A 12,983-nucleotide genomic window follows, 5' to 3' on the forward strand; every position below is an offset into this window, starting at 1 on the left:
GGAGTTGAGAGTGGCGCACGACATTGACGCGCTGACAGCGGAACTCACGGATATGGCTGCGGCCGATCACCGGTTGGCAGTCCGCGCGAACAGCGACGACCCCGCCGAGCAGCTGGCCTGGCGGCGGCTAACCGCCCGGCACGGTGACCGGCTCAACGAGATCATGGACGAGTACGGCTGGCCGACGGCGGAACTGGTCGGCGAGGAGGCCGCACGCGGGGCGTGGCTCATCGCTCAGCACGCCGACCGGCAGCTCGACGTTCAGCGTCGCGCCCTCCAGCTGATGCAGCAGGCGGTGTTGGCGGGCTCGGCCAGCCCGCGCGAGCTGGCCTTCCTGCGCGACCGCACGCTAGTCAATGAGGGCCGCAAGCAGGTCTACGGAACCCAGATCGCCGGCGTGAAGGACGGGGCGCCGGTTCCGTGGCCCTGCGAACAGCCCGAGCGCATGGACGAACTTCGTGCGGAAGTCGGCATCGAGCCCTTCGACGAGTACGTCGCCCAGTTCTCCACGGCCTGACGCCCCCTTCCCAGTCTCGTCCGTGGATCACTGCCGGGGTCACCTGCCGCGGGCAATGATCCGCCGGACAGGCCGCTAATCCTCGTCCTCGGCACAGAGACTGGTGAGTTCGTCGAGGCCCAGTCCGGAAGGGTGACCGCAGAGGGGACGCACTGGTCTGTAACACGGCGACGGCGCTCCACGTCGTGGACGGCATCGATGACTCACTGCAGAGCGTCGTCATCCAGGAGGTCGGGGGCGTGGACGATCTCAGCCGCGATCTGCCCGGGCCCGGCGCATGCGGTGGTGAGATCGTGGGGCAGCTGGTTGTTGGTGACGGCGTGGTCGACGGTGGCGCGGACCGCGGTCTCGTACCAGCCGGAGCCCCACCAGTTGCCGATCGACTCGGTGCGGGAGCCGTGCAGCGAGAGCAGATTGAGGACAGCCTGGGGTCCGAAGCGGTCCTCGGCCAGGCACCAGCGGTCGATTTCGCGGTGGATGGACTGGAGGATCGGCTGCCAGCCTTCAGACAAGCCCGTTGATCGGTAAGCGGATGGCTTCTTATGCAGGCGACTTCCTCGACCACTTGGGCTGAGGCTGAGGGCCCTTGCGGGTGTCGACTGCCGAGTGCACCGCACCAGGCGCACACAGCGCCGCGTCCGCCAGCTCGAACAACTCATCGCCGCGCGCCGTCAGACACGCATACAACTCGTTCGACAGCGTGTGTTGTGTGCCGCCCAAGATGAGCATGAGCTTGCCAGTCAAGATGATCACGTCCGGGGTTGAGGAAGGCCCGCCGGGATCCTCCGGCGGGCTTTGTCGATCTTCATCGTGTCACTGGGATGCTCGGATGCTCGAGGTGCCGATCTCTCCGTCGAGGTTTTGGGATGATGCGCGGATGATCGTTCCGATACCTGCTGTCGTCCCCCCCCAGGCCGCATGAGCCAGACCGACCAGCCTGTGTTCGCCCTCGCCAACGGCCTTGAGCTGCGCCCTTGGTGCCTTGATGACGCCAAGGTCCTCGCGGACTCATGCCAGGATGCGGACGTTCAGCACTGGAATCGGCCGGGGCAGCTGTCTCTGGATGACGCGCGCGACCGGATCGTGCGCTGGGAGAAGCGCTGGCGGACGGAGAATGCAGCAATCTGGGCTATCGCCGAACCGGGCGGTGGCAGCCCGGTGGGCCTGATCGGTCTGCTTCCCTGACCGATGACCCGTCGCTGTCCGATGTGCTGTCGTCGGTCTGCCCAAGTTCATCGGGAACCTGGGCCGGAAGTGGGCGCATCACCCAGCTGGCTCTCACCATGTTCTGGGCGATGCACCTCCCGGCCGGGTCAGCGGCGTGGTCGGCGCAGGGGCAGTCATGGTGGTCTTCCCCGTCGGTGTCGGTCAGTGGCCCGACATCGGGCGCAGGCGCACGGGGACGGAGGCGTGTCCGTTGCTGATAAGGCTCGGCAGCCTCTTCAGCGCGGTTCGCTCCGTGGCGAGTTGGGCGTCGGGGAAGCGTTCGAAGAGCATGCGCAGCGCGGTGGCGACTTCGAGTCGGGCCAGCGGGGCACCGAGGCAGAAGTGAACTCCGTATCCGAAGGCGAGGTGTTCCTTGCTGGGGCGGGTGGCGTCGAAACGGTCGGCCTCCTTGTGCCAGTCGGGGTGGCGGTTGGCGGCGGCGTAGGAGGCAAGGATCGCCTCGCCGGCCTTGATGGTCTGGCCGTCGGGGAGCGGGATGTCGGTACGGGCGTAGCGCAGGGGAAGGTGCTTGACCGCGGGCTGGTGGCGCAGGGTCTCCTCGACGACGTCCTGCCAGGTGCAGCGGCCTTCCCGGATGTGGGCGAGCTGCTCGGGATCGGTCAGCAGAGTGGTGATGGCCTGGTCGATCACGTTGACGGTGGTCTCGTATCCGGCGCTGATCACCAGCAGGAGCGTGTCGCGTAGTTCGGCGTGGCTGAGGGCGGAGCCGTCTTCCTCGTCGCGGGTGGCGATCAGGAGCGAGGTCATGTCCTCACCGGGCTCGGTGCGCTTGGTCTCGATCAGGACGTCCAGCAGGCCGTAGAGGGCGGCGGTGTTCGCGGCCTGTTCCTCGACGGAGAGATGGGTGGCGAACACGTTGTCCACCACGGTGCGGAATGCGGCGCGCTGGTCGGCGGGGACGCCCATGAGCTTGCCGATGACAGCGATCGGGAGCGGATAGGCGAGGTGCTCGCGCAGGTCGACCGTCCCGCCGGCCGGGAGGCCGTCGAGGATGCCGTCGACGAGGGCCTCGACGTCCGCCTGGAGGGCGGCGGTACGGCGGGCGGAGAGGGCGGGGGCAACCATGCGGCGCAGGCGGCTGTGACCCTTGCCGTAGGCGGTGAACATGTTCTCCACCGCGACCCACAGGGCCAGCGGCCAGGTGGCGACGGTCTCTGTGAAGGCCGGCCAGTGGGCGCGGCCGTCCTTGGAGACGTCCTTGCTGGTCAGGAGCTGCTTGAGGAGGACCGGGTCGGAGACCGACCAGGCTCGCACGCCGAGGATGTCCACCAGCGTCGCCGGGCCGCGCTCGCGCAGGGCCTGGTGTTCGGCGTCCGGGTCGGATCCGGTCGGGTCGAGGACGAGTATCTGCTGTTCGGACACGGTGAGGTCTCTTTCAGCTCGTGGGGAAGATGACGGGCAGGGCGACCAGGCAGCGATGGAAGGGAGGGGGGCGCCAGACGACGTCGTCCCCGTGGCCGTCGAGGTCCATCTCGGGCAGAGCGTCGACGACGTGGAGGATGGCGGCTTCGGCGATGAGGTACGCATGCGATCTGGCCGGACAGCTGTGCGGGCCGGCTCCCCAGGTGAGGTGGGCCCGATTGCCCAGCGGCCGGTGGGATCCCGGCGTGGGGTCGTTGTTGCAGGCGGCGTGACTGATGACCACCGGCGGTCGGCCGGAAGGGGGCAGCCACCGATGTGGACCGGCCGGGTCGGGTAGGTCATCACGAAGTTCGCCAACGGGGGGTCGCGGTGCAGGACGCTGTCCTGGGCCTCGCGGACGGAGGCATCGCCTGCGTGTAGGTCTCCGGAGAACTCGGTGTTGGTGAGGGCGCTCGACGGCGTAGATTTCGTCGATGCTGCCTTCGGGCAGGTAGCGGCGGGGGAAGACGATCCATTGGTCGTGCATCTCGAAGAGCACGGCGGTGACCAGCCGCAGGAGCCCGTTGCGGTAGGCGGTACGGGCCTCGGTGTGCTCTGTCGACTCGGCGCCGATCCGGGCCGCGGCCTCGGGCTCGGGCTCGGGTTCGGGCTCGATCAGATCCTGCAGCATCCGCTCGGCCACACTCCACACGAGTTCGAGTCCGTCCGCCGAACCTAGTGACTCCAGCAGGCGGAGTAAGTCAGACCGGGACAAGGCCACCGCGCACCTCCTGCGTTGAACTTCCGGTTCACCATGGAGAGTTGCACGGTGGCTGCCTCATGCGCAGGGAGCGGAGACCGTCACCGGATGCACGCCCCGGGCACCCGCCCGCGCACACCCGCACGGTGATCGCCTACACCATCACGCGGGACGCCATCAGAACGTCGTGCGGGTCGCGGTCACTGCTGACCGCCCCGACGTCGATCACCACCGGTGGCGCCCACGAGCAATGCTCATTTCCTGTGGATCACCTGGGGAGGGCACGCAAAGGGCGTACCGTCCCGAGTGATCGATCGTCTGGTATCGAGTAGGCCGGTGTTCGCAGCACCGGTCAGGAGGGCCCGCCCGTGCTCAGCGGAGTCAACTCTGACAGCACCACCGCCAACGGCTCCTCCTTGAGCGACGAGATCGTCCGTGACGATGCCCGGCAGATGCCGGCCGCCGCGCTACAGTCCGAAGTCGACACCTGCATAGCCGAGTTGGCCGACCAACGGGATGAGAGCGGCCACCCCGTCGAGTCCGCCCAGGCCCGCTGGCGGGCCGTGAACGCACCCCATCTCGTTGCCCTTGTCCGCGCCGGAGCCCGCTTCGAACGCGGCCGGCCGATCGAACGTCCTGGAGTGATCGCCGCATGAACGCCGTTGCCCTGCGACCGGCTGCCCCGGCCGACAGCGAGTTCTGCTTTCAGCTCCACAAGGCCGCCATGGGCGACTACGTTGCGGCGATCTGGGGCTGGGACGATGAAGATCAACGCGCCTATCATGAGCGCGGGTTCGATCCCGATCGATGGCAGGTCATCACCGTCGACGGGGCCGACGCGGGCATTTTGGTCGTCGAGTACCGTGCGACCGAGGTCTACCTGGGACGGATCGAACTCCATCCCCACTACCAAGGGCGAGGCATCGGTGCCCAGCTGATCCAGTCCCTGATCGATACCGCAGCCCGCCGGGGCCAGCACCTCATCCTTGACGTGCTCGTGATCAATACCCGTGCTCATGCCTTCTACCGGCGGCACGGATTCCGGGAGGTGGCCCGGCACGGGGAGAACAACAGGAAGATTCGAATGCGCTTCACCCATCGGCAGACCAACGAGTGAAAATGTTTGATCACCTGATCCACACGTCTTGACGATCGCTCGGCACCCACTGGACGAAAGGCTGAACGGCATCGCGGGACGGAGCGTCGAGGACATCTGAAAGGCGTCGTCGTACACGAAACGCGCCACTAGGGCCTGTCCGACGGGTCAGGCCCTGGTGTCTGTCCAACAGTGTTTCGGGCTTGCGCTTTCCGTTGCGGCAACTTCTACGGTCATGTGTGTGGCCGGAGAGACCGGCCCGGCGAGGGAGGTACCGGCATGGCCTGGTCGATCGCGGAGGTGGCGCGGATGTCCAAGGTGACATCGCGGACGCTGCGGCACTACGACGAGATCGGCCTGCTGCCGCCCGCATGGATCGGGAGCAACGGGCACCGCTACTACGAGGAGGCCGATCTGCTGCGGTTGCAGCAGATCCTGCTGATGCGGGAGCTGGACCTGGGGCTGCGCGAGATCCAGGCGGTCCTGGACAGCCAGCTCGACCAGGTGGCCGTGCTCCGTGAGCACCACCAACGGCTGCTCGCGGAACGGGACCGGCTGGAGAGGCTGGCCCGTACGGTCGGCCGCACCATCGCCGAACTGGAAGAAGGTAGGGACAACGGGAAGATGACGAAGATCAACAAGCCGGAGAACCTGTTCGAGGGGTTCCAGCCTCCCTCCGAGGCCGAGGCCGAGGTACGGGAGCGGTGGCCGCAGGCGTGGGAGCAGTCCCGGCAGGCAGTCGAGGCGATGACCTCCGAGGACACGGAGCGCTGGCAGCGTGAGGTGACAGCGCAGATGATCCGTATGGCGGAGTTCATGGTGGCCGGCACACCGGTCTCCGACCCCGCGGTACAGGCCGAGGTGGACGCCAACTACCAGCAGATCTGCAGGTTCTGGACCCCGACCGCGGCCGCGTACAAGGGAGTGGGCCAGACCTATGTCGACGACCCGCAGATGCGGGCCAACTTCGACAAGATCGCCGAAGGTCTAGCCGTCTACCAGCGCGATGCGATGACCGTGTACGCCGATGCCCGGCTGAGCTGACCGCACGTGCCTAAAGGGCCGTGTGGCGGGGCATGAGCGCAGCCAGAGGCGAACGGCTGCGACGGTCACGGTGCCTTGGAAGATGTATGCCCTCTTATCGAATCGGGTGGCTACGGCACGGAAGCCCCTGAGGGCGTTGATCGTTCGCTCGACTTCATTCCTGCGTTCGTAGAGCGTCTTGTCGAAGCCGGTGGGCCGACCGCCCCGGCTGCCACGGTGCTGTCTGTCGGCCCGCTGGTTCCTCGGTTCGGGGATGGTGTGCTTGATCTGGCGCCTGCGCAGGTACCGGCGGTTACGACGGGATGAGTACGCCTTATCGCCGCTGAGGTGATCAGGCCGGGTGCGCGGGTGACCGCCACCCGGCCGTGGTACGCGAACGCGCTCAAGGACCGGGATCAACTGAGGTGCGTCGCCCCACTGACCTGGCGTGATCAGCACCGCCAGGGGCCGGCAGCCGCCGTCTCCGGCGAGATGAATTTTCGTGGTCAGACCTCCCCTGGACCGGCCGAGAGCCTCGTCGGGGCGATGCTGAGCCGGCGGGATCCGTTTCCCTGGAATTCGCGGCGGACGCCTTCGAGCCCCGGCGGCATGCTGATGGGCCCGGCAGGTCGTCGAGTCAATGAGCGACTCCGTCGGCGATCTTGGGATTCGTAGGCGGGACGGCGTGGTCGTCGGGCAGGCTCGGCTTGGTTTCCAAGGTCGTTCGTCTGCACGAGGTGAGTCGGTGTCGCTGCGCCCCCGTTCCGGTGAGCAAGTCCCGTCCCTGACCGCGCAGGTGGCGCGAGCGAGTAATCCGCGGGGACGACCGCGATGTGGGTACGGGACCGGCTGGACGGACTGTGGCGTGACGAGGACTTCGCCACCTGGTACCCGCGCGACGGGCGACCAGGGTTATCCCGGCCCAACCCGCCGCGGTGAGCGTGCTGCAGTTCCTGCTGAACCTCTCGGATCGGCAGGCCGCCGAGGCGGTGCGCTGCCGCATCGACTTCAAGTACGCCTGCGCGCTGGAGTTGGACGATCCGGGCTTCCACCACAGTGTGTTATCGGACTTCCGCGAGCGGCTGGCCGAGGGCGGCCGCGCCGACGCCCTGTTCGATCTCGCGCTGGCCCGGTTGAAGGACGCGGGCCTGGTCAAGGCCCGGAGCCGACAGCGCACTGACTCCACCTACCTGCTCGCCTCGGTGCGTGAGCTGACCCGGTTGGAACTCGTATTGGAGGCGGTCCGCACCGCGCTGGAGGAGACCGCCCGCACCCACCCGGAACTGCTGGACGGTCTGGTGACCGAGGACTGGGCACTGCGCTACGGGCGACAGGTCCGCCTGGTCAGCCAGCCCAGCCACCCCGCCGCGCGGCTGAAGCAGGCCGGCGTCGACGCCGCCGGACTCCTGGACCGGTCCCGCCGTTCTTGCCCGGCCGGCGGAGGCGCGATGGAGGCACTGCGCCAGATCATGGTGCAGAACTTCCTCGTCGACGCCCGCGGACAAGTGCGGCCACGCACCGAGGAGAAGGATGGCCTTGCGCCCGTCCGGGTGCGGATCGAGTCGCCGTACGACCTGCAGGCCCGCTGACTGCGCCGCGGCCACCGGCGCTGGACCGGCTACCTCGCCCACGTCACCGAGACGTGCGACGACAAGGGCGTCAACGTCATCACGGATGTCGCCACCACCGTTCCGACCGCGGACAGCACCGCAGTGCCCGGCATCCACGACCGGCTCAAGCGGCGCCGCCTGCTGCCCGCCACGCACCTGGTCGACGGCGGCTCCACCTGCGTCGCACTACTCGACACCGCCGCCCGCACCCACCGCATCAGCGTGGTCGGCCCGCTCCCGCCCAGCCCCGCCTGCGTTACTGGCATAGGCGACACCGAACAGGCCTTTCGCGCCCCACAGCCGGGCCAGACGTCTGCATGGCCCGGGGCGCGGGCTGGTCTACTCCGTGGCCCGGGACGGCAACGGTGGTCAGGCCAGGGATGCCTGCCCGCGTGCTGCCGAGCGCACGCTCAGCAGCCCGCAGGAGTGGCCTTCGATGCCGCGTGTGCAGGGCGAAGATCTGGAGGGGCGGCTGATCTAGGGCAGAGGTCTCCTTGGCTCCCAGGGGCGAAGAGAGCGTCGGTTGCCCCGCGTCGCCTGACTATGAGGGGCGGACTGGCCGCTCGGCTGCGGGCGGGTGCCTCCTGACCCGGACCGCGGCGCCGGCACGGACGTACGCGGGCGGCGGTGCGGAGGGTCCTTGCGTCATACAACGGGGAATCCGTAGCTGTAACCCTGGGCGTCGAGCTGATCCAGGAGGCGGGCGAGTGCCTGCACGGTCTGCGAGCGGTCGCCGCCGCCATCGTGCATCAGGATGACCGCGCCGGGGCGTAGGTTCTGGTCGACGTTGCGCAGGATGCCGTCTACCCCCGGGCGCCGCCAGTCGTTGGCGTCGTCGGACCAGCCGAGCGGCCTCAGATCGTGCTGGGCGGCGATGGCGCGGATCCACGGGGTGAAGTCACCGCCGGGTGCGCGGTAGTACCAGAGCTTGGTACCGGCCCCGGCGGCGTCGGCTATGTCCCGCTGGGCGTCGACTATCTCGTGCGTGTTGTAGTCGACGGACATCCGGTCCTGCTGCTCGTTGTGGTGCACCGAGTGGTCGCACAGCCGGTCGCCGGCGGCTTTGATCGCCTTGGTCAGGTACGGGAACCGCTGGGCTTGGGGGCCGATCTCGCAGAAGGTGGCCTTCGCGTGATGCTGCGCGAGGAGCGCCAGTATCTGCGGTGTCCAGCGCGGGTCCGGGCCGTCGTCGAAGGTCAGCGCCACGGTCTTGCCGCCGCCCGCCGCGCCCCGCGAGATCGACGGGTCGGCGAGCGGCCCGCCGCCGGGCGCCTTGCCGATGACGGAGCTGCCCGGGGAGGCGGCTGCACCGGGTGCGGTGGTGGAGTTGGAGTTGGGCGGCGACAGCGGCGCACTGTGGGAGGGGGTGAGCGGCACGCCCCGGGACGGGGTCGGGTTGTCCGACGTCGAACCCGGCGCGGTCGGCGACTGGGCGGACACCGACGGGTACGCGGCTGAGGGCGGCACGCCCCGGGACGGGGTCGGGTTGTCCGACGCCGAACCCGGCGCGGTCGGCGACTGGGCGGACGCCGACGGGTACGCGGCTGAGGGCGCCGCCTGGGCCGACGTGCTCGTACTGGTGTGGGGTCCGCATGCCGTGAGGACGGCTCCGGCGAGTGTCGCCACGAGCGCGGCGGCTGTCATCGCTTTGGCCCTGGCCGATGCCACAGTTCTCCCTCCGACGGCACCGCGGCGCGGCGCCTGGATTGGTGATGGTCGCGATGGGGCGCGCAGAGGGACGAGTGAGGGGACCGGTGGCCGTTCTCCCCGCGGGGGTGCGGCGGGTGCTCGCTCGGGGCCCTGTCGCACACTGCACCGCGCTCTGTCACAGCGCGGGCCTCCTCGCCCGCTCACGGACGATGGTCCCCGCGGCAGGACCGTCACTTACATCCGCTTTGCGCCTGATATCGGTCCATCGTAGAAGAGCATCGCCGAAGACCCCAGACCCCCGCGAAATCCCCGGTGTGACAAATGTCCCATATGCGAAATACCTCGCACCGGTCCGCAGGCCGGTGCGCGCACAACAATCAGGCCCGGCCACCGCCCCGTGCGCTGGGTCCACGACACGGCACCGCGGAGTCGCCCGTGAGGGGTGTCGGCGTCGGCCGGCAGGTGCTGCCACGTTGACCGGCCGGGCTTCGCCTTGTGCGGAGGGCTGCGGACCGGGGTGGTGTGGAATGGGATGCCCGGGAGGGCTTCGAGGCGTGTGTGATTTTCTTCGTTCCGTCCGGAACGCAGGCACCGCCGGCTCCCTCCGAAACCGGGGGCCGACAGCGCACGGCCCGCACGTACGGGAAGCCCCCGGTGAACACGCTCTGATCCACCCGGCAGGTCAGGGGCGGCCCGCCAGACCGCACTCAGCCGGCTCCTGGAACGCCTTGCGGACGTCCCCACACTTTCTCCCGGCCGGATGCTCAGTCCTCCCCCACCTGCAACAACGTCACGGCGAAGCCATTGCCGATCCCCGCGACGACTCCGTCGAAGGTATGCCGGGTGAGCGGGTCCCACGCGCGTGCCCGGGGCGAGAGGTCGCTGATGTTCGTGTACCAAGCAGAGTGGTAGCCGAGCAGACTCACGACTCGCTCAGCCGCTCGGTGAACATGGTCGCGGTCGCGGCATGGCGTAGCCGGGTACACGAGGTCCTCAGCCGCCAGGTAGGTCAGGAGCTCCGCAGCGCGCTCACCGTTGATCTGCGAGAGCGCCTCCTTGACCTCTTCTGGTGTGTCAGGACCGACTGCCCCCGCTGCGGCCGAATCCTTCCAGGCCCGTTCCGCTTTTGCGGCCACTTCCCGCACAAGGTCCGGAACACACGTGCCGTCCCCGGCGACCACACCGCCGAAGCGGCTGCTTCCCCGTGACAAGGAACCTATGAGGCTGCGCAGTTGCGTCGCTACGTCCACTTGACCATGCTCTCACTCCGATCGACTCGAACGTCAACGACGGCGCACGACTCCTAAGGTCCACGCGGCCTCCGTTGCCGCACGAGCGCCAGCGGCCTCCGGACTGGAGCGTGGAACTCGGCGTCGGCACGGGCCAGCCACCCGTCCAGGTTCACTCCGGTGACTGCCGCATGGCGGGTAAGCGACGCCGCGCAGTGGGCCGCGAGGAAGCCCGCCGACTGCTCGCTACAGGACGCGGGCGTACAGCCACTGTCAGCCCGACACCCGGTTGCACATCCTCGACTTACCGGCCCCGGCGGCGGCCCGGCTCGGCGGCGACGCCGCGCAACACCCGTCGGTGCACCCCGATCCCCGGCAGCGAGACTGAGAAGCCGTCCTTCGGCTGGCTCACCACCGACCTGTCGGTCTACTCGAGCGCGACCCTCAACCTCAAGACGCATGTCCATACCCCGCCCGGTCGGTTAGCACCCCCGCGTCGAGTTCGAGCCCACCGACCATCCCCTCGCCGTCGAACAGCGCACAGGGATCACCCGGGCAATCCCTCCACCTGACGGAACACTCCGCAGAAGCGGACGCGATCAAGGCCGACATCACACGGAGCAAGGGACGATGGGCCTCCCGCTTGGCTTTGACCAAGTTACTGGGAGAAACCCCAGAGGGCGATGCGGTCTTTGGCTCCCTCTCTGCCCAGAACGCTGTTCTCGAAGCCATGGGTTCCATGGTCGAGAGCCTCCGCCATCGCATCCTCCTGCACTGACCGCAACGCAGCGCAACCACCGATTACGGGACAGAGCCGAAGACCGTACAGACCCCGAGCGCGCCTTCGTCTACGTGGGCAGCGCAGGGAAGACGACCACCGAGCCGTCCTTGTCGCGGGCCATCTCAATCGCCACGTCTGTCGTGCGGCTGTTGACCATGACGCCGTCGCCCAGCTTGTGAATCCGGTGTGCCGCGTGCATCAGGCGATCGACTTCACCGGTCGTGAAGACGGGCCACAGACCCTGCGGGCGTGCCAGCTCCAGCGCCGACAGGCGTTCTAGGACACCGGCGATGCTCGACTCCAGGTTGTCCAGGCGCCGCTGGTCGGCCTTGAGTGCGCGGGCGAAGTTCGCGAACGAGTTGCCTGGGTCGCTCTGGGCATGCTCGACGGCCTGCAGGACGATGACCCGCCGCTTCAGCGCAATGGCCAAGGCGGCGAGCTCGAGGTGGGCGCGGAACGTGCCGCCATGGTCGTCGACGCCGGGGAACGACTCGGTCAGCGTGTCGATCTCGACGGCCTTGCCGTCGGGCAGCTTGTCGAGTGCGCTCTGCCACTGGGCAAGGCGGCGGTCAGCGGCGGCCAGCGCCTTGCTGATGGCATGCACTGCCGAGTCCAGTCCCAGCGAGACACCGAGTTTGCCCTGGTCGAGCAGAATGGCGGTGGCTTTGTCGACGGCATCGCGGCAGCCGTCGAGTTCGCTGCGCTCGTCATCGAGCTTCTGTTCGTGCAGTTGCTCCAGCAGTTCTGTGATGTGTTCGATGGCCTGCTGGCGTTTGTAGTCGGCATGCGCGCTCACTCCCACCGCTACGGCCATGAGCACGAGCGGCGCGGCCACGGTGAGCGCCGCGCTCCCGGCGACCGCGACGCCGGCTCCACCGACTGCGCCTGCTGCTGCCGCTTTACCGACTGGCACGAACGTCGCTTGGGCGGCGATGCCCGTCGAGTTCACGAGTGCACTGTGGATGCCACCGGCCGCCGCCTTCGACGCCATCGGGCGAATGATGCCCTGACCGAGCTGGGCGGCGACCTTCGCCGGAACCACCATGCGATACAGGCCTTCGCCGGCAGCGGTCGCCGTAGCCGCCGCAGAGGAACTGCGCGCTGATTGCGTGATGAGCTGCGACAGGTGTTGTGCCAAGGGACTCGCGGCATCGAGCGGGATACCTCGGCTGCGGTCGAGCTTGTCGGGCAGCGGATGCACCTCAAGCGTGGCAATCGGCTCGTCGGCCAGGACGGCCAGCACACTGCGCAGTTCAGCCAAGCGCTCAGCCGTCATCGGCTCGTCTCCGGTCAATGCGGGCACCCGGACGTCACCGGTCGCCAGCGTCCACACCGGAACGATTGCCTTGCGGTCCTCAGTCATCATCTCCCCTTGTTTTCCAACAACAGCCTACGGCTGACGTCCGACAAGAACGGCATGAAGCTTGTGTATTCAACTACGGGCGCTGTCTGCCGGTGAACTGACGATCTGACAACGGAAGGGTGTCTCTGACCTGCGCTGATCACAGTCAATCCACGCGATCCCGGAACTTGCGACCGCCCTGGGCGCGTACCGGGTACGTCGACGCCGGGAAATGGTGCTACCCCTGGTCGGCTTCTTCCGTTTCAGCTTCGTCGTCTTCGCCCGTTGATGGACCCGGCGCCGACGAGCGAGTGGTGGTGTTCGGGTGTGGCAGCAAAACAACCGCCACTGACGGATTGGGGGCGTGGAAGGTGCCGGGCTGCTGAAGACAGCGCAGCCGACACGTC

13 protein-coding genes and 3 pseudogenes are annotated in these 12,983 nt (G+C 68.2%); 9 read left to right on the forward strand and 7 right to left on the reverse strand.

Annotated elements, in window-relative coordinates:
- The first annotated feature begins 10 nt into the window (after positions 1–10).
- Entirely contained in the window at positions 11–517 is a 507-nt protein-coding gene (locus ACIP94_RS31440; protein WP_402433132.1) for a DUF6624 domain-containing protein, read from the forward strand.
- Positions 518–720: 203 nt separating this feature from the next.
- On the opposite strand, the gene ACIP94_RS31445 is transcribed toward ACIP94_RS31440, so the two are convergent.
- On the reverse strand, positions 721–1,029 hold the full coding sequence (locus ACIP94_RS31445) for a hypothetical protein (protein ID WP_402433134.1): 309 nt from the start codon (positions 1,027–1,029) through the stop codon (positions 721–723).
- Positions 1,030–1,435: 406 nt separating this feature from the next.
- Here ACIP94_RS31445 and ACIP94_RS31450 point away from each other — a divergent pair, with 406 nt between their 5' ends.
- Positions 1,436–1,702 carry a GNAT family N-acetyltransferase gene (locus ACIP94_RS31450; RefSeq protein ID WP_402433137.1) on the forward strand — a complete coding sequence of 89 codons (267 nt, stop codon included), beginning with the start codon at positions 1,436–1,438 and terminating at the stop codon, positions 1,700–1,702.
- 183 nt (positions 1,703–1,885) lie between these two features.
- On the opposite strand, the gene ACIP94_RS31455 is transcribed toward ACIP94_RS31450, so the two are convergent.
- Both ACIP94_RS31455 and ACIP94_RS31460 read right to left on the reverse strand, forming a co-directional pair.
- Complete coding sequence (locus ACIP94_RS31455; protein ID WP_402433140.1) at positions 1,886–3,106, reverse strand: cytochrome P450; 1,221 nt, start codon at positions 3,104–3,106, stop codon at positions 1,886–1,888.
- Positions 3,107–3,119: 13 nt separating this feature from the next.
- Positions 3,120–3,389 carry a hypothetical protein gene (locus ACIP94_RS31460; RefSeq protein WP_402433143.1) on the reverse strand — a complete coding sequence of 90 codons (270 nt, stop codon included), beginning with the start codon at positions 3,387–3,389 and terminating at the stop codon, positions 3,120–3,122.
- Positions 3,390–3,548: 159 nt separating this feature from the next.
- Here ACIP94_RS31460 and ACIP94_RS31465 point away from each other — a divergent pair, with 159 nt between their 5' ends.
- The 5 genes and pseudogenes from ACIP94_RS31465 to ACIP94_RS31485 all read left to right on the forward strand — a co-directional run bounded on the left by ACIP94_RS31465 (position 3,549) and on the right by ACIP94_RS31485 (position 5,985).
- Entirely contained in the window at positions 3,549–3,824 is a 276-nt protein-coding gene (locus ACIP94_RS31465) for a hypothetical protein (protein WP_402433146.1), read from the forward strand.
- Between the two features lie 389 nt (positions 3,825–4,213).
- Positions 4,214–4,375, forward strand: a pseudogene (locus tag ACIP94_RS31470) (IS256 family transposase); the annotation flags it as partial.
- Between the two features lie 3 nt (positions 4,376–4,378).
- Positions 4,379–4,501 (forward strand): annotated as a pseudogene (locus ACIP94_RS31475) (IS256 family transposase); the annotation flags it as partial.
- Positions 4,498–4,962 (forward strand): GNAT family N-acetyltransferase, encoded by a 465-nt coding sequence (locus ACIP94_RS31480; protein WP_402433149.1) that lies wholly within the window; start codon positions 4,498–4,500, stop codon positions 4,960–4,962. The pseudogene ACIP94_RS31475 and the gene ACIP94_RS31480, both read left to right, overlap by 4 nt.
- A 258-nt stretch (positions 4,963–5,220) precedes the next feature.
- Positions 5,221–5,985 carry a MerR family transcriptional regulator gene (locus ACIP94_RS31485; RefSeq protein ID WP_402433152.1) on the forward strand — a complete coding sequence of 255 codons (765 nt, stop codon included), beginning with the start codon at positions 5,221–5,223 and terminating at the stop codon, positions 5,983–5,985.
- A gap of 36 nt (positions 5,986–6,021) precedes the next feature.
- Here the strand turns inward: ACIP94_RS31485 and ACIP94_RS31490 are convergent.
- Positions 6,022–6,606, reverse strand: a pseudogene (locus ACIP94_RS31490) (IS5 family transposase); the annotation flags it as partial.
- A gap of 293 nt (positions 6,607–6,899) precedes the next feature.
- Here ACIP94_RS31490 and ACIP94_RS31495 point away from each other — a divergent pair.
- Positions 6,900–7,553, forward strand: coding sequence for a transposase (locus ACIP94_RS31495; protein ID WP_402433155.1), 654 nt, complete (start codon positions 6,900–6,902; stop codon positions 7,551–7,553).
- Between the two features lie 666 nt (positions 7,554–8,219).
- Here the strand turns inward: ACIP94_RS31495 and ACIP94_RS31500 are convergent.
- The gene (locus tag ACIP94_RS31500; RefSeq protein ID WP_402433158.1) at positions 8,220–9,218 is read right to left on the reverse strand and encodes a polysaccharide deacetylase family protein; all 999 of its coding nucleotides are present in this window, start codon (positions 9,216–9,218) and stop codon (positions 8,220–8,222) included.
- A gap of 770 nt (positions 9,219–9,988) precedes the next feature.
- On the reverse strand, positions 9,989–10,474 hold the full coding sequence (locus ACIP94_RS31505) for a hypothetical protein (protein WP_402433161.1): 486 nt from the start codon (positions 10,472–10,474) through the stop codon (positions 9,989–9,991).
- Positions 10,475–10,584: 110 nt separating this feature from the next.
- Between ACIP94_RS31505 and ACIP94_RS31510 the strand changes: the two genes are divergently transcribed.
- On the forward strand, positions 10,585–11,025 hold the full coding sequence (locus tag ACIP94_RS31510) for a DUF6233 domain-containing protein (RefSeq protein WP_402433164.1): 441 nt from the start codon (positions 10,585–10,587) through the stop codon (positions 11,023–11,025).
- A gap of 276 nt (positions 11,026–11,301) precedes the next feature.
- Here ACIP94_RS31510 and ACIP94_RS31515 read toward each other — a convergent pair whose 3' ends face one another.
- Entirely contained in the window at positions 11,302–12,597 is a 1,296-nt protein-coding gene (locus ACIP94_RS31515; RefSeq protein ID WP_402433246.1) for a hypothetical protein, read from the reverse strand.
- Positions 12,598–12,983: the final 386 nt, after the last annotated feature.

This window comes from Streptomyces sp. NPDC093261 (assembly GCF_044753645.1).
Lineage (GTDB): Bacteria > Actinomycetota > Actinomycetes > Streptomycetales > Streptomycetaceae > Streptomyces.